The following is an 18,985-nucleotide window of genomic DNA, read 5'->3' as shown; positions in this document are numbered from 1 at the left end:
ACGCAAATGAAAACCGCTCCGCCGCCGCTGAAGGTGGTGAAAGGGCACGGCGTTTTGCTGGAACTCGAAGACGGGCGGCAGATTTTGGACTGCATCTCAAGCTGGTGGGTAACGATTCATGGACACAGCCATCCCGTGCTGGCAGACGCGCTGTACCAGCAGGCACAGCAGCTAGAACACGTCATTTTTGCGGGCTTTACGCATGCGCCCGCTGAACAACTAGCGCGTAGGCTGCTGACTCATTTGCCAGCGTCCCTGACGCGGGTGTTCTTCTCAGACAATGGCTCCACGGCGATCGAGGTAGCGCTAAAAATGGCGTACCAGTACTGGCGCAACCAGAAAGAACCCCAGCGAAAAACATTTCTCAGCTTTGAAGGCGGCTACCACGGTGACACAATCGGTGCGATGTCGATCGGGCGCGGCTCCTCGTGGTGGCAGCGGTTTCGTCCTCTCATGTTTGACACAGAGCTTGTTCCCTTTCCTGCGACATTTGATGATGATCTGCAGGTAGAGACGAAAGAAACACAGGTGTTGGAGAAACTGGAGCGGCTGCTGAAACGGCGGGGCGATCGATACGCAGGCATCTTCATTGAGCCACTGGTGCAGGGTGCGGGAGGAATGCGGCTGTGTCGTCCGCAGTTTTTGCAGGCGCTGACTCAACTGGCGCGTCAGTTCAACGTGCTGGTGATTTACGACGAAGTAATGACGGGCTTTGGACGCACGGGCGACTTGTTTGCCTGCCTCAAGTCTGCCACCGTGCCCGATTTAATCTGTTTGTCGAAAGGGCTGTCGGGCGGCTGCTTGCCGCTGTCGGTGACAGTGGCGACCGAAGACATTTACCACGCCTTTTGCGGAGACGATCTAGGGCAGACGTTCTACCACGGGCATTCGTACACGGGCAATCCCCTTGCCTGTGCAACTGGAGTGGCGTCGCTAGACCTGCTGGAGCAAAATCCGGATGCCTATCGACGGCTGGAATCGCTGCATCGGCAATTCCTCGATCGCTGGCTGCGGGACCACCCTCGACTAGAGCACGTGCGTGTCTGCGGCACGATCGCCGCCATGGATGTAAAGACCGACAGCGCAAGCGGGTATTTCAACGCGATCGGTCCGATTCTAAAAGCGCGATTTCTGGCGGAAGGCTTTCTGCTGCGCCCGTTGGGGAATACGCTTTACCTGATGCCGCCCTACTGCATTACCACGTCCCAGCTTGAATCCATTTATCAGGTGATTCGCCGAGTGCTGGACTCGCTCTAGCTGAAGCTGTAGAAGTTGACCGAGCCAAAGTTGGTGGCAAAGGCAACGTTAAGCGTTTCCAGGGCTTCAATCAGCCAGCCGATGCCGCTTTCCTTTGTGTGTGCCTCGTAGTGGTTGAACAAAATCGAAAAGCGCTTCTCTAGGTGGGGTTTGACCTTCTGACAAAGCAGAACAATCTTCAGCAGCAGATTGACTGCAAACGTGGTGCCAATATTAGTAATTAAATCCAGGAAGACAAAGTGGCTCGGCTGCTGTGGACTCTCCACCACCAGGAAATTGAGCAGGCGGCTACAGGTCCGCAGCAGCAAAAACTCGTTGGGGCGCTGGCCGTCGTTTTCGGGCAGCGTGGTTTGCAGCTGCGTGTACAGCCGATCGTAGAACTGCCGCTTGCCATAGTCAGGCGCAATCGCCGTTGAAAGATAATCAAACAGTTCGTCTTTAAACACCCGATAGGATGGCGTGTGGCGGCTGTACGTGAGGAAGTGCTGCGCCAAATCGCGCTGGGTGTGCTGTCCATCGACTTTGCAGAGAAACTGATTCAGCGCCAGCCGCAAATCCTGATCGCTGAGCAGCGTCGGATTTTTAATCATTGCTGAATCGTCGCTGGACTGTGATCGAACAATTCGATGGGTGATGTACTGGGATAAATCCACTTCAAACTGGCGCTGCGCCTGCACTTGAATTCGCCGCACCGTGCGTCGCTGGTCATCAATGCTGTCTTCAGCCAGGAGACAATGCTCGTATAGGTAGGGATAGCGGCGGATGTAGCTGCCCAGTGGGCGGCTTTGCGTCATCCCCTCGGTGTCCTGCCGCAGCATGTCCGTCAGCCGCCGCAGCGTCTGGTACTGGTCGGTGCGGGTAAACAGCCGCACATGTTCGCGCAGGCGCTGAGACGATCGTCCTGACGTGCCAGAGGCGACTTCAAACACGTCCACTAGGCTGGGAATTGCTCCCTGAAGCCGAGGATGCATCAGCCAGCGATTAATCAGAATGTAGCAGCAGCGATTGAGAATGAACTTGAATTCTGCACTGCCGCTGTCCGAAGAGAGGATTCGCTCGATCGCCGCTTCAATTTCAGGCTCAGGATAGCCACTACCCTCAACAAATAGCAAACGAAATCGTTCAACAAGCTGGTTCGGTGACTCAAGTTGCGACAAATTCAACCAGTGGCGGTAGAGTTGTTGCTCTTCCAAGCTGACTGGTCGATTGTAGTGGTCTATCCAACTGTTCACCCTTATGACGCTCCTTGTGCAGGTATTGAGAAGGTATGAAGCCAGCCTCAGAAATGGTTGCGGTATGGTAGAGCCGAACTACCAAGGATTATAAAGGCAGATTATACTCACTGAGTCTAATCGCTCCGATTTTAGCGGACAGTTCCTCAGCTGACCCTGTAAAGTCGCGACACTATGCGGTTAATCGAGATGTGATAAAGTTTTTTGCTTGGTTTTCGCGATCGCCTCCGTGAACTTCATGAAACCTTTAAGAATTGATACGCTAAATTGACACATTTCCCCGTAGTCTTGTCTAGACTTTCCCCAAATTACTCGCTATAAATAGATTACACCTGTCACGTTTGATACTTTTTGCTCTGTCGAACCGCCGATTTTAGAGCAGCTTCTCAAACTGGCACACCGGGGATGCACTGCCAGACCGCTTGAGTAGAGAGCGATTGCAGCAGATACTGTTACCTAGACGAAGCCGCGATTTCGCGTTTCCGTCGTCAAAGCTTTCGAGAATCTGGTAGACGAAGGTCTTGCCTTGCACGGTTATCAGATGTAAATGCAAGTCGGTTTACTCCGAGAGCGCGTTTCTCTGGTGCAAAGATCTCTATTCTTCTTTAGGCAAACCCACCCCCCGCACCTTCCATGTCAGCCGATTGTGCCGCTATTGCTTTTTCTTCCACAACTCAATCGATCGAGCCTTTGTCGACGGCGTTAACTAACGCAAATCCATACCAAAGTGACCTACAAGCACCCTTAAACGCTTCGTCTAGCGCGATTGAGAGCAGTCTGAGTTCTACTGCCACCCCAGCTATTCCACGACTTCCATTAGATTCGTCAACGATCCTTCCTCCAGGCGGGGTTCTTCTAGCCCAGGCTGATTTTAATGGGGATGGCAAGCTCGATCGAATTTGGCGGAATAGCGCTACGAAAGACGTAAATGTGCGCTTAGCCAACGGCAGTGCGACAGACTCACCGATCGAGAAAGTTGAGTCCGTCTGGAAAGTTCAGACGGCGGCTGACTTCAACAGCGACAAAAAAGCGGACGTTCTCTGGCGCAACGAGCAATCAGGCGAAGTTTTGCTGTGGTTGATGAACGGTGCAGCTAAAGAAGCTATCTCGATTAATACTGCTCCGATTTCCTGGAAGATTCAGGCAACGGGCGACTTTAATGGAGACGGCAGTCGAGATTTGCTGTGGCGCGAAGAGGCAACGGGCAGCAATGCTGTCTGGCTGCTCAAAAATGGTCGTGGGCTTAACTATGCTTTTCTACCAGCCACACCGGGAAGCAACCTGCAAGTTCAAGCCATCAAAGACTACAACCAAGACGGAAAAGACGATATTGTCTGGCGAAACTCGTTGTCGAATGAGTCTACGCTGTGGCTAATGAATGGTGCAGAAGTCATCAGCATGAGTCTTCTGGCGTCTGGAGACAGTGCAGCTACTCTGACTGTCGGCGAGGAAATCGTTCTTCAGGCTTCAGCCGCTCAACTGACAACTGTTAGTAAATTAACATTCGGCGGCAAAGAAGGTGGTACTGGAACGTTTCAGATTCAGCTCAGCCAAGCACCCACTGCCAACACGACGTTGACCTTTACCACGGGCAGCTTTCTGACAGTGGATGCGGACAACACTGCTCAGAACGGCACACAGACGACGATCGTCTTTACGCCGCAAGACTGGAACCAACCGCGAACCGTATCCTTTATTGCCGAACTGGATGGCTCTAGCACCAATCGGATTACGGGCAATACGGTGAGCTACAGCTTGAGCGGCGGTGCGGTGGGTAACGGCACCTATGACTTGGGCACGGTAGCGAATACCTACGCGCCCGACCTGACACGCTTCAACATTGACCTTGACTTTCGCAACGACTACAGCGGCTTTTGGACACCCGCACGACGGACCGTTGCTCAACAGGCAGCGAATGACTGGGCAACGGCGATCGCCAACGAGTGGACAGATTTCTCCTTCAGCGATGCGACGATCGGCAGACTGGAAACCTATCCGGGACGATCGGTTAGCTTCACGACCGATCGCTGGGTGGATGACGTTGTGGTCTTTGTTAACAACTACCTGGGTAGCTCAGGCAACGAACCCGCACTGGGAGGACCTGACTACGAGTTCGGCGGCTGGTTGCCCTCAACGTCTGGGACCTACGGCGTCATGCCACGGGTTGGACAAGTTGCCCTGAATCCCACCGTCTACTCGCAGTACAACAATACGGTTCTCTATCAGGCGGTGCTGCACGAAATTGGGCATGTTTTGGGACTGCTAGGACTTAACTGGACTGGCTACTCTCTGCAAGACCGCTCTAGCCCGCAAACTGCCGTCTTCAAAGGCGAGTATTCCAAGGCAGCGAATGGCGGTGTCTATGTACCGCTGCAGTCACAGGACGGCGGTGACTATGCCCACCCTGCCGCGAGTGTGCGATCGGTGATGTCCTACAGCGGTATTTACACCCTCGTCGGTCCCACGCAGGTAGACTACGCCATGCTGGCAGACACCGGCTACAAGGTCTATGGGGTGAACGCGCCAGCTAAGGCGTAAGGCATCAGGAGCCGATGCCTAATCGTCCTGCCAAACTGGGTGTCAGCGGTAGCAGGGTTGCCACCATCAGGAACAGTGCCAGCAGTCCTAGAGCGGCTCTGGCATCGTCCGGTTCGGTCAGCTCGTTTAGGCTAGGGCGCTCCAAATCGCGCTGCAAGAACAGCACGACGATCGCCCAGTACAGCGCTAGCGGATTTAGCAGCGACGCCAATCCCAGCACAATCAGCGTCCCGATCGTCGTGCGTCCGGCGGTTTTTCGTCCGTAGATTGCCTGCACGATGCGTCCGCCGTCTAACTGTCCCGCAGGCAGCAGATTCAGCGCCGTAATCACTAGTCCCAGCCAGCCGATGACTACTAGCGGATGCACTTCGACGATCGACTGCTGCAATGCTCCTCCCAACGCCACTCGCGCCAAGGTGCCGACTAAGATTGACCCCTGGAAAAACTCGGACGGCACCTGAAACAGACTACCTGGATGGGACAACAGCAGCCCGATCACAAGCATTCCGAGGGACACGACACCGCCCGCGGCGGGTCCAGCAAAGGCAATGTCAAACAGCACATTGCGATTGGGCACGAGTGATTCAAATCGGGTCAGGGCACCAAACGAGCCAATTTGCCAGGTTGGAATAAAAAACGGCAGGCTGAGGCGAACCTTGTAGCGACGCGCCAGAACCCAGTGCCCGATTTCATGGGCGGTGAGAATTGCTAGAATCCCAGTGGCTAAGGGCAGAGCTTCTGTCACGCGCTCCAGTGAGACAAACACGTCGAAGCCAAGCATTAATCCAGCGCTTTCCAAACTGGCAGCAACGGTTGCCACCATCAAAACGACGGCAAAGACTTTCTGCGGCAGGGTGGCTGGCTGTGGATCGCGACTGCTCGGCAGCACAATAACGACAGGCTTACCGTCCTGATTCTCGACCATAAACAGACGATAGCGATCGTCTAAGCGCTCCTTCAGGCTTTCAGATAGGCGGGTAAACGTTGGTTCTACCTCACCGCGCAAGTTGCCGCGAAAGATAACGCCTTCCTGATAGGGAATCGTCTCTGTAGCAAAGAAGGTATCAACGCCAAAAATTCCCTGAATCTGGCGTAGGTCCTCCGCAGGAATGGGAACAACCTCTGGTTCGTCAGCCAGTTGCGTCGGAGTGGTTGGGGTGCCGTCCAGTGCAGACGAATTAGAGTCTTCCGACACCGCGTCAGGGGTAGCTTCCGCAATCGAGGCAGCACGACGAGATAGGGCAGCATCCTGTCCCAAAGCTCTGACGCGATTGCCGATGAAAACGTAGAGACCTGTGGACAGAACAAATAGAAACAGCATTCCGACAAGGTTGAGGTAAATGCCCGCTGCAAATAGCCCAAAGAACAGTAGCCAGGGAGCCATCAGCACAACGGACTGCAACCACGCGAGAATGCCCAATTTGCCAAAAGGTCTGGCTCGGTAAAACCCCCAGCCTAAAATGCCTAACGCCACTAGCACCGTCAATGCTGTAATCATTCCTCAACCTTCCGCAGTTCGTTCGGCTTAGGTCAACTGCTCTACGATCGCTGAGAAATCTAGCGATTTATTTCAGCACTTTAAGTTTTATCACAGAGCCGCTACCGATAGATCTAATCTACCTGAATCCGGTGCGCTCCAACGGTTACTTGCAGGGGAAACGCATCGAAGTCACAGTCAGCGCTCTTGTGGACTCAACATTGCCGCAGCTCAAGGGAAAACGCGATCGTCGCTGGGTTCAGACGCATTTAGGGCGGCTGAGGGTTGAACGACCTAGGCGATGAGGACTTTGAGGAGTGTAGATTCTATAGAAATTTGAAGCGCTTACGTCTAGGATTACGGGGGTGAACGCAGCAATCAGGATAGACGATCGCTTCGATCAAATGAGCGCAATGACACTGCCATGAATATTTAAGAGGTTTTAGCATGAGTTACTTAGACTCAACTGCCCCAAGCACCGCTCAAGCAATCCTGAATCCAGATTTACCTGCCAATGCTTTATCAACCCTCAATTCCCTTTCTAGCCTTGATGACGGGCTAGGCTATCAGCGGCGATCGTCCACTTCTACGGCGAGTGACCCAACGATTAATGCTGCTGTCGCCACGGCTGCAGAACTCCCTGCTGAACCCTCCTCACCCTTTAGCCAACTAATTGTGTTTGGCGACAGCCTTTCTGATCCAGGCAATCTGTTCACCCTCAGCGCTGGGTTGGCTCCTGATAGCCCTTCCTACTTTAAAGGACGGTTTTCTAACGGTCCCATTTGGGTGGATTACTTTGCTCCTGAACAGGGCTTCAGCGAAAACTCTGTCATCAACCTTGCTTTTGGTGGCGCACAAACTGGACGGGACAATACGGGCAATCCGGTTTTTGGACTCAATCTCCTTCCCGGAGTTCTCAACCAGATTGACGCATTTGCGTTTCTGTCACGGCTCTTTGGTGGTGCGGATTCAGATGCGCTTTATGTTGTCTGGGCAGGTGGCAACGATCTTCTGGATCTTACTCCCGATCCTTTGGCGATCGGCGAAACGATTAACGACGCCGTGACCAATATTGTCACCGCTATTACAAAGCTGGCAGACTTGGGAGCCGAGCAAATTCTTGTTCCCAATGCGTTCGACTTTGGGCTGACCCCGCTTAGCATTCGGAACGGCGCGTCTTCAATTACGACAGGAGCTAGCATCGCGTTTAATCAAGCACTCGATCAAGCGCTAGAACCCCTAGAGCAAAATCTTGGGATTAACCTGATTGAAGTGGACTTGTTCAGCATTAGTCAACGAATTGCCGCAGTTCCCGAAGAGTTTGGGTTCACCAACCTCACGGACCCCCTAATTGACCAGGCAAATCCTGTAAACCCGGATGAGTTTTTCTGGTGGGATGAAATCCACCCCACAACGAGAGTTCACGAGTTGGTCTCGTCTGTGTTTGCAGTCTCGATCGCCGATCAACTGCCATCAGTAGCCAATACAGCCGTTAACAACAGCGCCTCGTTCTCCTTCACCAGCGCCCTCTTAGCCTGAAGTAGCCGTGAGATGCAAGGCAACCATAAAACAAGAGACAGTCCCTAGGGACTGTCTCTTGCTCACAGCTTATTTAGTAGCGTCGCTACTTCTGACCGATCTGGGCAGCGACTTCATCTGCGAAGTTGGTTTCCTCTTTCTCGATGCCCTCACCCAGCACGAAGCGGACGAAGCGGCGCACCTGAATGTTTTCGCCCAACTGAGCAATGTGCTGCTTCACTAAGTCATCGACCGTAATATTGGGGTCCCGAATGTAGGACTGATCTAGCAGGCACATTTCTTTCAGTCGCTTGTCGATGCGTCCCTGAACAATTTTCTCTTTAATATTGTCAGGCTTGCCACCGAGGTCATCCTTGCCCATCTCGATGTCTTTTTCTTTCTGGACAATCTCAGCTGGAATATCGCTGACTTTGACGTATTCCACGCCTGGATTTGCCGCGATCTGTTTAGCAATGTCCTGAACCAGCTTCTTAAACGCCTCGTTGCGAGCCACAAAGTCGGTTTGGCAGTTCACTTCGACCAAAACACCAAGGCGACCGCCCGTATGGATGTAGCTGTCTACCAATCCTTCTGCTGCTGTTTTGCCTGCCTTTTTCTCAGCCGAAGCAATGCCTTTCTTTCTCAGCCACTCAGCGGCTTTTTCTTTGTCGCCGTTCGTTTCTGTAAGCGCTTTTTTGCAGTCCATCATGCCTGCGCCAGTCATTTGACGCAGTTCGCCGACCATTTTTGCTGATATGTCCGCCATATGCTTTCCTCTTGAGCATTTAGTCGTTAGTTATTAGTTACCAACCATTAGTTTTTAGATCTTCAGCTAACAGCTAGCAACTAATAACTAACAACGGAGTCTATTCTTGTGTTGCTTCGTCGTCCGAGGCAACGGCTTCGCTGTCGTCGTAGTCGAACTCGTCTTCAGCGCCTTCGTAATCCTCGTAGTCGTCTTCTGCGTCAAGCTCACCGTGGCGACCTTCGTAGATCGCATCTGCCAGCTTGCCCACTATTAGCTTAATGGACCGAATGGCATCGTCGTTTGCGGGAATCGGAACATCTACTGCGTCGGGGTCGCAGTTCGTGTCAAGCAGTGCCACGATCGGAATCCCCAACTTTTGGCACTCTTGCACCGCGTTGTACTCCCGTCGTTGGTCTACCATGACCACCACATCGGGCACTTTGCGCATTGCTTTAATGCCGCCTAGATATTTCTGGAGCTTTTCCAGTTCTCGCCGCAGCACCGAGGCTTCTTTCTTCGGCAGCAGATCGAGGCCACCTGTTTCCTCTCGTCGCTCCAACTCTTTTAGGCGATCGACGCGGGTTTTGATTGTCACCCAGTTGGTCAGCATTCCACCCAACCAGCGCTGGTTCACGTAGTACGCGCCGCAGCGAGACGCTTCCTGAGCAATAATTCCAGCCGCTTGACGCTTGGTGCCGATGAACAGAAACTTCTTGCCCTGCTCTGAAGCCGTCCGCACATACGCGTAGGCTTCTTCCATCAGCTTGGCGGTCTGCACCAAGTCAATAATGTGAACCCCGTTTCGAGACGTGTAAATGTACGGGTCCATTTTGGGATTCCAGCGTCGGGTTTGATGCCCGAAGTGAACGCCAGACTCCAACAGTTGAGCCAATGAAACAACTGGCATAGTAATTTGAACTCCTGATTCGGGTTAATCCTCCACCCAGGTGCATTTCTAATGGCTCTTAGCGTTTAGCAACTAGCGGTTAGTTCTCGGAGGGAGTAACTAAATCACTAAAAATGAACGGCTAATAACCCTTAAGAAACACCCGAATTCCTGGATGTGTGGTGTTTGACAGCTTATCTAGGGTAGCACAGCAGGTGGGACCACCGCTGGCGTTTTTTGCGGTAGAAGGGGTGTTGGACGTCGCAGGAGGTAAGTTTTCAAGGCTGAGTCCTCGATCGCTCAACGCTGCTTACTGGAAAAACCGTTGAATTGGACACTCAAAGCCAGCGAGTAGAGGCGAAGTCAGGTTATCATCCCCTAGCAGCGTCACAACCCGCTTTAGCTGCGCGGCTTCTCGGCGATACACCTCCACGCGCTGCACCTGATAATCTGCAATCCAGTATTCCTGAACGCCCTGGCTAGAGTAAAGCTTGAGCTTGGCTTCTCGATCGCGCCGCTCATTGGTTGTTCCTGGAGACAGCACTTCCACGACTAGCTCTGGTGCTCCTGTCAGATGCCCGGCTTCATCTAAGATCGTTGCTAGCCGCTCTTGGCTAACCCAAACTACATCTGGAATGACGCTATCTTCCTGTGAAAAAATGACACCGGGTACTGGAATCGCTTCGCCACTGCCACGTTCCTCTGACCAGTTCTGTAGCGCACGGTAGATTTTCCCCATCGTAGTTTGATGCCTAGAATGCGGTGCTCTCGTCACAAATAGCTCTCCATCGATGATCTCGTAGCGCTTCCACTCATCCGCTGCTAAGAGATCGACGTCCGAAATTGTCCAGCGAACTTGGGCAGAACTGGATTGACTCATCGCACAACTCCGATCGCTCATGTTTTGAGTCTAAACAAAAAACCGGGCAGCCCTGAAGCTACCCGGCAATCTCAGCAAGTGAAATGTAACCTCGCGTTCTACACGCTCACAGCCGATTTTGCGACTTTGGCTGCTAGTTCGCCCTTGGCGTACTTCGCAGCGTACTCCTCCAAGCTGACCTGCTTGATCTTGCTAGCGTTTCCAGCGGTGCCGAACTGCTGATAGCGATCGGCGCACACCTTCTGCATGTACTTGATCGACGGCTTCAGGAAGTGACGGGGGTCAAATTCCTTCAGGTCCTTCGCTAGCGCTTCCCGCACCGCTGCGGTAATCGCGAGGCGGTTGTCGGTGTCAATGTTCACTTTGCGGACGCCACTCTTGATGCCTTTTTGAATCTCTTCTACAGGCACCCCATAGGTTTCGGGGATGGCACCACCGTGCTGGTTGATCAGCGCAATCAGATCTTCCGGCACCGAGGAGGAACCATGCATCACGAGGTGGGTGTTGGGCAAGCGGCGGTGAATTTCTTCGATGCGGCTGATTGCCAGAATTTCACCCGTCGGCTTGCGGGTGAATTTGTAAGCACCGTGGCTGGTTCCGATCGCCACTGCCAGCGCGTCCACTTGGGTTTGCTCCACGAAGTCAACGGCTTCGTCGGGGTCGGTCAGCAGTTGGGAGTGGTCCAGTTCGCCTTCAAACCCGTGTCCATCTTCGGCTTCGCCCTTACCCGTTTCCAGAGAACCCAGGCAGCCAAGTTCGCCTTCTACCGATGCGCCGATCGCGTGCGCCACTTTGACGACTTCGCGGGTGACGTTGACGTTGTACTCGTAGCTAGAAGGCGTTTTAGCGTCTGCTTCCAGCGAGCCGTCCATCATGACGCTGGTGAAGCCGTTTTTGATTGCGGAGTAGCAGGTTGCAGGCTCGTTGCCGTGATCCTGGTGCATCACGATGGGGATGTGGGGATAGGTTTCCACCGCAGCCAGGATCAGGTGACGGAGGAAGTTTTCGCCAGCGTACTTGCGGGCACCGCGAGACGCTTGCAGAATCACAGGGCTATCGGTTTCAGCCGCCGCCTGCATGATCGCCTGGATCTGCTCCATGTTGTTGACGTTGAATGCGGGGATGCCGTATCCATTTTCAGCCGCATGGTCGAGCAGCAGTCGCATTGGTACGAGCGCCATATACAGTTCTCCTGGAGTGTGTAGTCAGCTTATTCGGACGAAGCTAATTCTTACGATAATCTTAAGATACTTTCTTCCTTAGAAGATGATTCGTCTTCAGTTCAGTGGGACGAATAAGCAAAAATTCCTATTTGATTTTCTTATAGGTTTCGATCGCGTCTGGCTCGGATGCCCAGCGATCGCCCGCCCAACTCCTTGTCTCGCTGCCCGATCGCCACTAGACTGCTGGTGAGATTACTCAGCGGCTTTGAATTCAAGGAATTTTTATGTTTATCTCCGTCATCGCAGACTATGGCATTGGAGATCCAGCATTTGTAGAAGTGACACAGCAACTTTTGATGTCGCTTCCCCAGGCTCAGATTCAAACGCTGTCAGTGCCGCCCTTTAGCACTCTGGCAACGGGGTTTTGGATTGCGCAATTGGGGCTGAATCCCGGACCCGACGATCGTTTGATCTATCACAACTGCGCCCCACGACAGGACGACCCAGAAGCGCGGCGGGACAACGAAGGTGAAGGACTGACTTACGCTCTGCTGCCCAACGGCGTCAAAGTGGTCGGCGTGAATGCGGGCTACACGCTGTCGTTCATCAAGCACCACGCGAAGGTGCTGCAAACGGTGAATGTCTCTCGCGGCGGCTCCCAATTTCGATCGCGGGATGTGTTTCCTCCAGCCGCAGCGGCGGTGATGCAAAACGATTTCAGCCTGCTGGGTGACCATCTGAATCCAGACTACATTCCGGAGGTGCCGAGCGATCGGATTGCCTGGGTAGACGGCTACGGCAACATCAAAACCACGATTCCGGCGCACAGCATCCACTTAGAACCTCAAAGTAAAATCGTGATTCGCATCGGCGATGTTGTCAGCGATGCAGTGTACTCGGACGGCAGCTTTAAGGTGCCAGAAGGTACGTTAGCGTTTGCTCCGGGCAGTTCGGGTTGGACGTCTGCTGATGCTTCATCGGTGCGTTGGATGGAGCTATTTCTGCGGGGCGGCAATGCTTGGGAGCGATTTGGCAAGCCGCGTGTCAATCAGACTGTCACTCAAACGGGATTAGCGCCTAGGCAAGGCTGAAAAAAGCCGTGATTAGAGCCTGTTGACAGGCGGCTTGCAAAAGGACAAGAGAATGACCCCAATGCAGAGTAAGAACCTAGACTTCGAGCCGCTGACTGCTGCCCATGCTGACGATCTCTTCTCCATTCTGACCACACCCTCTGTCCTTGCCTTTATCGATCCGGATGGGAACCCACCGACCATAGAGGAACTCAGGGCGGAGTACGCCGCCCGTGCGAGCGGACCCGTGGTTTTGACAACGCCTAGCGAGCAATGGTTCAACATGGCAGTACGTTTGAAAGCTCCTCCCTCGCCAGCGATCGGTCGCCTCGAAGCGACAGGATACGGTGAGTGGGGCGAGGTAGCCTATTTGTTCGGTGAAGCTTGGTGGGGGAAGGGATTGGCGTTCGAGTCGATGCTCTGGTGGCACGATTACCTCGCGGCTGTTGTGCCAGGAACCGAATGGTGGGCGACGGTACATCCCCTGAACCAGAAGAGCATCCGGCTCCTGAGACGTCTTGAATACGAGGAGGTAGACCCGACCAAACGCCCGACACTTCACTCCTATGATCCAGGAGATTGCTGCTTCGTCCGATCGGCTCACGTAGCGGAAAGCACCATCTAAAACAATGCTCCATTCTCCAAAACCTCGGAGGTTTGCGTGAGTTCAGCCTGTTAACGATCACACCATTCGCGTTCTGAAACCCAAGACTGAGGTTGCAGCGCAAAGAAGCTACCAGCCCGATTCCCAAGCTGTTTGGACCCTCCGAAGCAGCACGATCGATGAAAATGGGCCAGAGCCTAGTAGGATCAATGAGTGCAACACCACTCAAAATCGCCCACCTAAACTGCTCATGATTCCAGATAGCATTGCCCCACATGGGGGACAGTTGATCAACCGAACTGCCTCTTCCCAGCAGCGAGCAGAATTCCTCGACAAAGCTGACTTTCTGCCCAGGGTGCAACTTGAAGATCGTGCCGTTTCGGATCTGGAGCTGATCGCGATCGGTGGATTTAGTCCGCTGACAGGCTTTATGAATCAAGCGGACTACGATCGCGTTGTCAACGAAATGCATCTGGCGAATGGGTTGCCGTGGTCGATTCCGATCACGCTGCCCGTGAGTGAAGACGTTGCCGCGCCGCTACAGGAAGGATCGCTGATTCGGTTGGACAATGCCTACGGGCGCTTTGTCGGCGTGATGCAGCTCACTGAGAAGTACAGCTACGACAAGCGGCACGAGGCGCTGATGGTCTACCGCACCAACGAAGAAAAGCATCCGGGCGTTGCGGTGGTGTATCGGCAGGGCAGCGTCAATCTGGCAGGTCCGGTATGGCTGCTTCAGCGCGATGTTCATCCGCAGTTCCCCACCTATCAGATCGACCCGGCAGAATCGCGCGCGATGTTTCGCGATAAGGGTTGGAAGACGATCGTTGGCTTCCAAACTCGCAACCCAATTCACCGCGCCCACGAATACATCATTAAGTGCGCCCTCGAAACGGTAGACGGTTTGTTTCTGCATCCCCTCGTCGGTGCGACAAAACAAGACGATATTCCGGCAGACGTGCGGATGCGCTGCTACGAAATCATGCTGGAGTACTACTTCCCGCATGAGCGCGTGATTCTTGCCATTAATCCTGCCGCGATGCGCTACGCGGGACCGCGCGAAGCCGTCTTCCACGCACTGGTGCGGAAGAACTACGGCTGCACGCACTTCATTGTCGGACGCGACCACGCGGGCGTCGGCGACTACTACGGCACGTACGACGCGCAGCACATCTTCGACGAGTTTGATCTAGACGAACTGGGCATTGTGCCAATGAAGTTTGAGCACGCCTTCTACTGTTTGCGGACGCAGTCGATGGCGACGACGAAGACCAGTCCCAGCACTAGAGAAGAGCGGATTCACCTATCAGGAACGAAGGTGCGAGAAATGCTGCGTCGGGGTGAACTGCCGCCGCCAGAGTTCTCTCGTCCGCAAGTGGCCGCTGAGCTAGCGCGGGCAATGCAGATTCCAGAGTACTCCTACGAGATTTAATCGAGGGTTCAACGTCCTCGATTTAATGTGAGTTCAATTACCCCCAACCGAGAATCTAAACCCCTTCTGTTGGCATGGAGGCTCGGTTTAGGGCTCATCAACCATAAAATTAAACGCTGCTAAATGGCGCAATCCGTCAGAACTTCAGCTAATCCTTCTAGAAGACGCTGATTTTCGGTTTCGGTGCGGACGGCAACGCGAAAATAACGATCGCCCAGTTCTGGAAAACTCAGACAGTCGCGGATCAGAATGCAATGCCGCTTCAGCAGTTCGGTTTGCAGTTCGACAACGGATCGTTGCGACCGAACAAGCAAAAAATTGGCGGCACCTGCGTACGGCAGCAATCCGGGTAGCTGCGAGAGTCCGGCAAACAACTGCGCTTTGGCGACCGCCAACCAGTCCCACGTTTGCTGTTGAAATTGGGTGTCTTTCACCACCACCTCACCCACCGCCGCCGCCAGCGCATTGACCGCCCACGGATCGCGCCACTGCTGCCAGCGCCTCAGACGATCGGGATGCGCGATCGCATAGCCTAATCGCAATCCGGGCAGGCTGTAGAACTTGGTCAGCGATCGGACAACGACAAGGTTTGGAAAGTCTTGCACCCACTCGACAACGCTCTGCGCTTCCTCTGGCAGAAAATCCATAAACGCCTCATCTACCACAACCAGCGCGAAGGTTTCCAACCATTGACGAATCGCGTCTTTAGAGAGAAGCTGCCCGGTCGGATTGTGGGGATTGTTGAGCAGTAAGCCTGAAGAAGCGACGGGGGAAGGGGCGATCGATGAAAGCTGCTCACGCTGTTCTAGCGGACATTCAAGAATGCTAGCGTTGAACGCCTTTAACGCGCGGCGGTAGTCACTGAAGGCAGGCGTCAGGAGGCAGGTTTGCTCTAGGCTCGCCAAATCGCGACACGCCCACGTCAGCAATTCTGCTGCGCCATTTCCCGGAAGAATCCAGTCGGGCGGAACTGAGTGAAGCTGGCAGAGGACAGCCCGCAAGGATTGATAGCTTGGATCGGGATACGCCGATAGGTCGGCTAGATGAGACTGGATCGCGACGATCGCCGAAGCGGGTGGACCCAGCGGATTAATGCTGGCAGAAAAATCAAGAATCGCAGCGGGAGAACAGTCGGCGAGGGAGGCAGCCCACACCAAATTTCCCCCGTGCGACGGTCGATGGAATGCGCTTGCCGTTTGAGACGGCTGATTACTCTTCTGAGCCAGGGGACACTTTCTCCTTGAACAGCTTTCCAGCGGAGAATGCAGGCACCTTCGTCGCTGGAATATCCATTTTTGCGCCAGTTTTGGGGTTGCGTCCTTCCCGCGCTTTGCGCTCTCTCGACTCGAACGAACCAAAGCCCACAAGGGTTACTTTGTCGCCGCCGCTAACGGCATCGACGATCGCATCCAGTGCAGCGGTAAGGACCGCATCGGCTTGTTTCTTGGTGACGCTGGCTTTTTGGGCAACGGCATCGACTAATTCGCCTTTGTTCATACGATATCCTTAATTGCTATAGAACATGACGCACCAGTTTAGATGTCTCTAGACAAAATGGTGCAAAAAAAATTCGAGTGAAATAACAAAAACAGCTGAAACTCCCGTAGGCTCGAATTTTCAATGCCCTATTTTATAAGCTGCAATTCAGTTCTGGATCGGTGAAACCTTTAAGTTATATGGCTTTTGGGATTTTTTTCCTAATTTTAAAAGCTTGTAACGATAAGCCATACCTATGAAAGCCGCTCCTGTTGGGCATTCTAGTCAATTTTTATTGAGCCATCTCTCGATCGCGCCTGCTAGGTTTTTAATAGCTGACAATGGCTGAAACGCTTGCTACATCGGAATTTGAAGGTTTTGTCTTAGAAATCAATAGTAGATCATTAACTAAAAACGGCTACACCAGAAGCCTGGTATAGCCGCAAAAGCATTAGATTTTGTGAGATCACTGTGCTTCCAATACTCGTCGCAAATCGTTACTGAGCAAAGCGTTATCTGACTTTCACTGGCGAAGCTCATGAAAAAATAGCTTTGTGCAATTAAGTTGCGCAAAGGCTTACACCGTAGCATCAGAAGCTAAACGATCGCCTCCAAGCGTTGGATCAATTTATCGGAGGGCAGCACGCCTTCGATCCGCTCGATCGGCTGACCTTGGCGAAACAGCACCAGCGTCGGCAGGGCATGAATCCCGTACTGCGTCGCCAAATCCGGATACTTCTCCGTGTCAATTTTGACGATCTTAAGGCGCTGGCTCAGTTGGGCATTCACCTGTTCCAGAATGTGCGCCATCATGTGGCATGGACCGCACCACTCGGCATAAAAATCTACCAGCACGGGCAACTCGGACTCCGACACCATCTCCTGAAAGCTGTTGAACTGCTTTTTTACTGCCATACTTCGCTTCCTAATTTCTCAAAAGCCAACACCTAATAGCTAACAGCTATCGGCTGAAGTAGCCATTTACTTTATGATGATTTAGCAACTTTTGTACCCTGCTAAAGAGGGAACCGAACGAGGACGATCATGGAAGCACTGCCAGAAAATCTGCAACGACTGAAGGGAAACGTCGCGATCGTGACTGGGTCCTCACGCGGTATTGGTCGATCAACGGCGCTGGCGCTAGCAGCCGAAGGCGCAAATGTTGTAGTCAACTACGCCAGCTCTAGCAGCGCGGCAGAGCAGGTCGTGTCAGAGATTGTGGCGTTGGGCAGTGAGGCGATCGCGCTCCCCGCTGATGTATCCAAAGCCGACCAGGTCGATGCGCTTATCAGCGCAACGATGGACAAGTGGGGCAGGATCGATGTCCTGGTCAACAACGCTGGGATCACCCGCGATACGCTGCTGCTGCGGATGAAGCCGGAAGACTGGCAGGCGGTGATTGACTTAAACCTGACAGGTGTATTTCTTTGCACCCGCGCCGTCAGCAAAATTATGCTGAAGCAGCGATGGGGACGCATCATCAACGTCACCTCGGTAGCTGGACAGATGGGCAACCCCGGTCAGGCAAACTACAGCGCTGCCAAAGCAGGCGTGATTGGCTTTACTAAAACCGTTGCCAAGGAGCTTGCCAGCCGCAGCATTACTGTTAACGCGGTGGCTCCTGGTTTCATTGTCACAGACATGACCGCTGACTTAAAGGCAGAACCGATTTTGCAATTCATTCCGCTGGCGCGCTACGGACAGCCCGAAGAGGTTGCTGGAATGATTCGCTTCCTCGCTGCCGATCCTGCTGCTGCTTACATTACGGGACAGGTGATGAATGTGGACGGTGGCATGGTGATGGCGTAGTTTCTAGACTGAACGTAAGCCGTGCCCTGAGAAATCTGCTATGACGATCGCGCCTGAGTACCTGCCAAGCAAGATCGAATATCCAGAGACAGACGGCAAACCAATGGCAGAAGGGGACGTTCAGTGTCGGTATGTGATATATGTGCCAGACGTGCGCTAGATCATCACTTCCAGTCAAGCTTGGATGTTTACGTTTCTGGTAATTTGCTTGTTTACTATGAGAAAGGCAATCCAGAAGCGGTGATTGCACCGGATGCGTTTGTGATTTTTGGGGTGAAAAAGGTCGATCGTCGCTCCTACAAAACGTGGGAAAACAATGATAGAACTCCAGATTTTGTTCTGGAAATCACTTCAAAGTCCACTCGCAGTCAGGATCACGGTCCTAAAAAGGGAGCGTATGCCTTTTTAGGCGTTTCGGAATATTTTCTCTACGATCCCACGGGTGACTACTTGAAGCCATCGCTTCAGGGATTTCGGTTAGTGGACGACAATTATTTTGCGATCGCCGCCTTGACGCTTGCGGATAGAACCGTAGTGCTATCCAGTGATGTGCTGCAACTGGAACTGCGGCTAAAAGATGGCAAGCTGCGATTTCACGACCCAGCAGCGGGTGAACTGCTGCGGAGCTATGAGGAAGTGGATGCGGCTCTATTAACCGCTGAGCAAGCGCAACAAGCTGCTGAAGAGAAAGCCAATCGACTGGCAGAAAAACTAAGAGAACTAGGAATTGACCCCAACACGCTGTAAGCACGCCTCACAAGCCATCTTCATCGGAAATTCCTAGATAGAGCTGAATAAACTCCTTGGCGGCGTCTCGATTCAGCGATCGTAGTGCCTGATACGTCTCAAAAACGGCTTCCGCTAACGGATCTCGCTCTTCGCTCACCCAGCGACT

The 18,985-nt window shown here is 53.3% G+C and carries 17 protein-coding genes; 8 read left to right on the top strand and 9 right to left on the bottom strand.

Features of this window, described 5'->3' with window-relative positions:
* Positions 1 to 1,257: adenosylmethionine--8-amino-7-oxononanoate transaminase (gene bioA, locus H6F43_RS14995; protein ID WP_242025646.1), on the top strand; the 1,257-nt coding region annotated here is incomplete at its 5' end.
* Here the strand turns inward: bioA and H6F43_RS14990 are convergent.
* Positions 1,254 to 2,489, bottom strand: coding sequence for a hypothetical protein (locus tag H6F43_RS14990; RefSeq protein WP_190343535.1), 1,236 nt, complete (start codon positions 2,487 to 2,489; stop codon positions 1,254 to 1,256). The two genes, bioA and H6F43_RS14990, sit on opposite strands and share 4 nt — an antisense overlap.
* Before the next feature lie 930 nt (positions 2,490 to 3,419).
* On the opposite strand from H6F43_RS14990, the gene H6F43_RS14985 reads away from it, so the two are divergent.
* Positions 3,420 to 5,027, top strand: a complete 1,608-nt coding sequence (locus H6F43_RS14985) for an FG-GAP-like repeat-containing protein (protein WP_190343534.1) — start codon at positions 3,420 to 3,422, stop codon at positions 5,025 to 5,027.
* Between the two features lie 4 nt (positions 5,028 to 5,031).
* On the opposite strand, the gene H6F43_RS14980 is transcribed toward H6F43_RS14985, so the two are convergent.
* On the bottom strand, positions 5,032 to 6,525 hold the full coding sequence (locus tag H6F43_RS14980; RefSeq protein WP_190343533.1) for a site-2 protease family protein: 1,494 nt from the start codon (positions 6,523 to 6,525) through the stop codon (positions 5,032 to 5,034).
* Positions 6,526 to 6,951: 426 nt separating this feature from the next.
* On the opposite strand from H6F43_RS14980, the gene H6F43_RS14975 reads away from it, so the two are divergent.
* The gene (locus tag H6F43_RS14975; protein WP_190343532.1) at positions 6,952 to 8,043 is read left to right on the top strand and encodes an SGNH/GDSL hydrolase family protein; all 1,092 of its coding nucleotides are present in this window, start codon (positions 6,952 to 6,954) and stop codon (positions 8,041 to 8,043) included.
* Positions 8,044 to 8,128: 85 nt separating this feature from the next.
* Here the strand turns inward: H6F43_RS14975 and tsf are convergent, their stop codons facing one another.
* From tsf to fba, 4 genes are all read right to left on the bottom strand, one after another.
* Complete coding sequence (tsf, locus tag H6F43_RS14970; protein WP_190343531.1) at positions 8,129 to 8,788, bottom strand: translation elongation factor Ts; 660 nt, start codon at positions 8,786 to 8,788, stop codon at positions 8,129 to 8,131.
* A 100-nt stretch (positions 8,789 to 8,888) separates the two neighbouring features.
* Entirely contained in the window at positions 8,889 to 9,677 is a 789-nt protein-coding gene (gene rpsB / locus H6F43_RS14965) for a 30S ribosomal protein S2 (RefSeq protein WP_190343530.1), read from the bottom strand.
* Between the two features lie 289 nt (positions 9,678 to 9,966).
* Complete coding sequence (locus H6F43_RS14960) at positions 9,967 to 10,536, bottom strand: Uma2 family endonuclease (protein WP_190343529.1); 570 nt, start codon at positions 10,534 to 10,536, stop codon at positions 9,967 to 9,969.
* Positions 10,537 to 10,634: 98 nt separating this feature from the next.
* The gene (fba, locus tag H6F43_RS14955) at positions 10,635 to 11,717 is read right to left on the bottom strand and encodes a class II fructose-bisphosphate aldolase (RefSeq protein ID WP_190343528.1); all 1,083 of its coding nucleotides are present in this window, start codon (positions 11,715 to 11,717) and stop codon (positions 10,635 to 10,637) included.
* 266 nt (positions 11,718 to 11,983) lie between these two features.
* On the opposite strand from fba, the gene H6F43_RS14950 reads away from it, so the two are divergent.
* The 3 genes from H6F43_RS14950 to sat all read left to right on the top strand — a co-directional run bounded on the left by H6F43_RS14950 (position 11,984) and on the right by sat (position 14,805).
* Entirely contained in the window at positions 11,984 to 12,790 is an 807-nt protein-coding gene (locus H6F43_RS14950; protein ID WP_190343527.1) for an SAM-dependent chlorinase/fluorinase, read from the top strand.
* 52 nt (positions 12,791 to 12,842) lie between these two features.
* Positions 12,843 to 13,394 carry a GNAT family N-acetyltransferase gene (locus tag H6F43_RS14945; RefSeq protein ID WP_347272418.1) on the top strand — a complete coding sequence of 184 codons (552 nt, stop codon included), beginning with the start codon at positions 12,843 to 12,845 and terminating at the stop codon, positions 13,392 to 13,394.
* Between the two features lie 223 nt (positions 13,395 to 13,617).
* The gene (sat, locus tag H6F43_RS14940) at positions 13,618 to 14,805 is read left to right on the top strand and encodes a sulfate adenylyltransferase (RefSeq protein ID WP_190343537.1); all 1,188 of its coding nucleotides are present in this window, start codon (positions 13,618 to 13,620) and stop codon (positions 14,803 to 14,805) included.
* A 119-nt stretch (positions 14,806 to 14,924) separates the two neighbouring features.
* Here the strand turns inward: sat and cobD are convergent, their stop codons facing one another.
* The 3 genes from cobD to trxA form a co-directional block, all read right to left on the bottom strand.
* Positions 14,925 to 16,031, bottom strand: coding sequence for a threonine-phosphate decarboxylase CobD (gene cobD, locus H6F43_RS14935; protein ID WP_190343536.1), 1,107 nt, complete (start codon positions 16,029 to 16,031; stop codon positions 14,925 to 14,927).
* Complete coding sequence (locus tag H6F43_RS14930; RefSeq protein WP_190343525.1) at positions 16,015 to 16,302, bottom strand: HU family DNA-binding protein; 288 nt, start codon at positions 16,300 to 16,302, stop codon at positions 16,015 to 16,017. Before H6F43_RS14930 ends, cobD begins: the two co-directional genes overlap by 17 nt.
* A gap of 576 nt (positions 16,303 to 16,878) precedes the next feature.
* A complete protein-coding gene (gene trxA / locus H6F43_RS14925; protein ID WP_190343524.1) occupies positions 16,879 to 17,196 on the bottom strand; it encodes a thioredoxin in 318 nt (105 codons plus the stop codon).
* Positions 17,197 to 17,325: 129 nt separating this feature from the next.
* Between trxA and fabG the strand changes: the two genes are divergently transcribed.
* Both fabG and H6F43_RS14915 read left to right on the top strand, forming a co-directional pair.
* Positions 17,326 to 18,090 carry a 3-oxoacyl-[acyl-carrier-protein] reductase gene (fabG, locus tag H6F43_RS14920; protein ID WP_190343523.1) on the top strand — a complete coding sequence of 255 codons (765 nt, stop codon included), beginning with the start codon at positions 17,326 to 17,328 and terminating at the stop codon, positions 18,088 to 18,090.
* A gap of 180 nt (positions 18,091 to 18,270) precedes the next feature.
* The gene (locus tag H6F43_RS14915; protein WP_242025641.1) at positions 18,271 to 18,837 is read left to right on the top strand and encodes a Uma2 family endonuclease; all 567 of its coding nucleotides are present in this window, start codon (positions 18,271 to 18,273) and stop codon (positions 18,835 to 18,837) included.
* Positions 18,838 to 18,985 lie beyond the last annotated feature (148 nt).

The organism is Leptolyngbya sp. FACHB-36 (genome assembly GCF_014695955.1).
Classification (GTDB): domain Bacteria; phylum Cyanobacteriota; class Cyanobacteriia; order Leptolyngbyales; family Leptolyngbyaceae; genus FACHB-36.
This window is presented reverse-complemented; position numbering and strand designations above follow the sequence as displayed.

Bases quoted from the DNA above. Each gene is read 5' to 3' on its own strand.
- H6F43_RS14980 (WP_190343533.1), bottom strand. From the start codon at position 6,525: ATGATTACAGCATTGACGGTGCTAGTGGCGTTAGGCATTTTAGGCTGG.
- H6F43_RS14975 (WP_190343532.1), top strand. From the start codon at position 6,952: ATGAGTTACTTAGACTCAACTGCCCCAAGCACCGCTCAAGCAATCCTG.
- tsf (WP_190343531.1), bottom strand. From the start codon at position 8,788: ATGGCGGACATATCAGCAAAAATGGTCGGCGAACTGCGTCAAATGACT.
- rpsB (WP_190343530.1), bottom strand. From the start codon at position 9,677: ATGCCAGTTGTTTCATTGGCTCAACTGTTGGAGTCTGGCGTTCACTTC.
- H6F43_RS14960 (WP_190343529.1), bottom strand. From the start codon at position 10,536: ATGAGTCAATCCAGTTCTGCCCAAGTTCGCTGGACAATTTCGGACGTC.
- fba (WP_190343528.1), bottom strand. From the start codon at position 11,717: ATGGCGCTCGTACCAATGCGACTGCTGCTCGACCATGCGGCTGAAAAT.
- H6F43_RS14950 (WP_190343527.1), top strand. From the start codon at position 11,984: ATGTTTATCTCCGTCATCGCAGACTATGGCATTGGAGATCCAGCATTT.
- H6F43_RS14945 (WP_347272418.1), top strand. From the start codon at position 12,843: ATGACCCCAATGCAGAGTAAGAACCTAGACTTCGAGCCGCTGACTGCT.
- H6F43_RS14930 (WP_190343525.1), bottom strand. From the start codon at position 16,302: ATGAACAAAGGCGAATTAGTCGATGCCGTTGCCCAAAAAGCCAGCGTC.
- trxA (WP_190343524.1), bottom strand. From the start codon at position 17,196: ATGGCAGTAAAAAAGCAGTTCAACAGCTTTCAGGAGATGGTGTCGGAG.
- fabG (WP_190343523.1), top strand. From the start codon at position 17,326: ATGGAAGCACTGCCAGAAAATCTGCAACGACTGAAGGGAAACGTCGCG.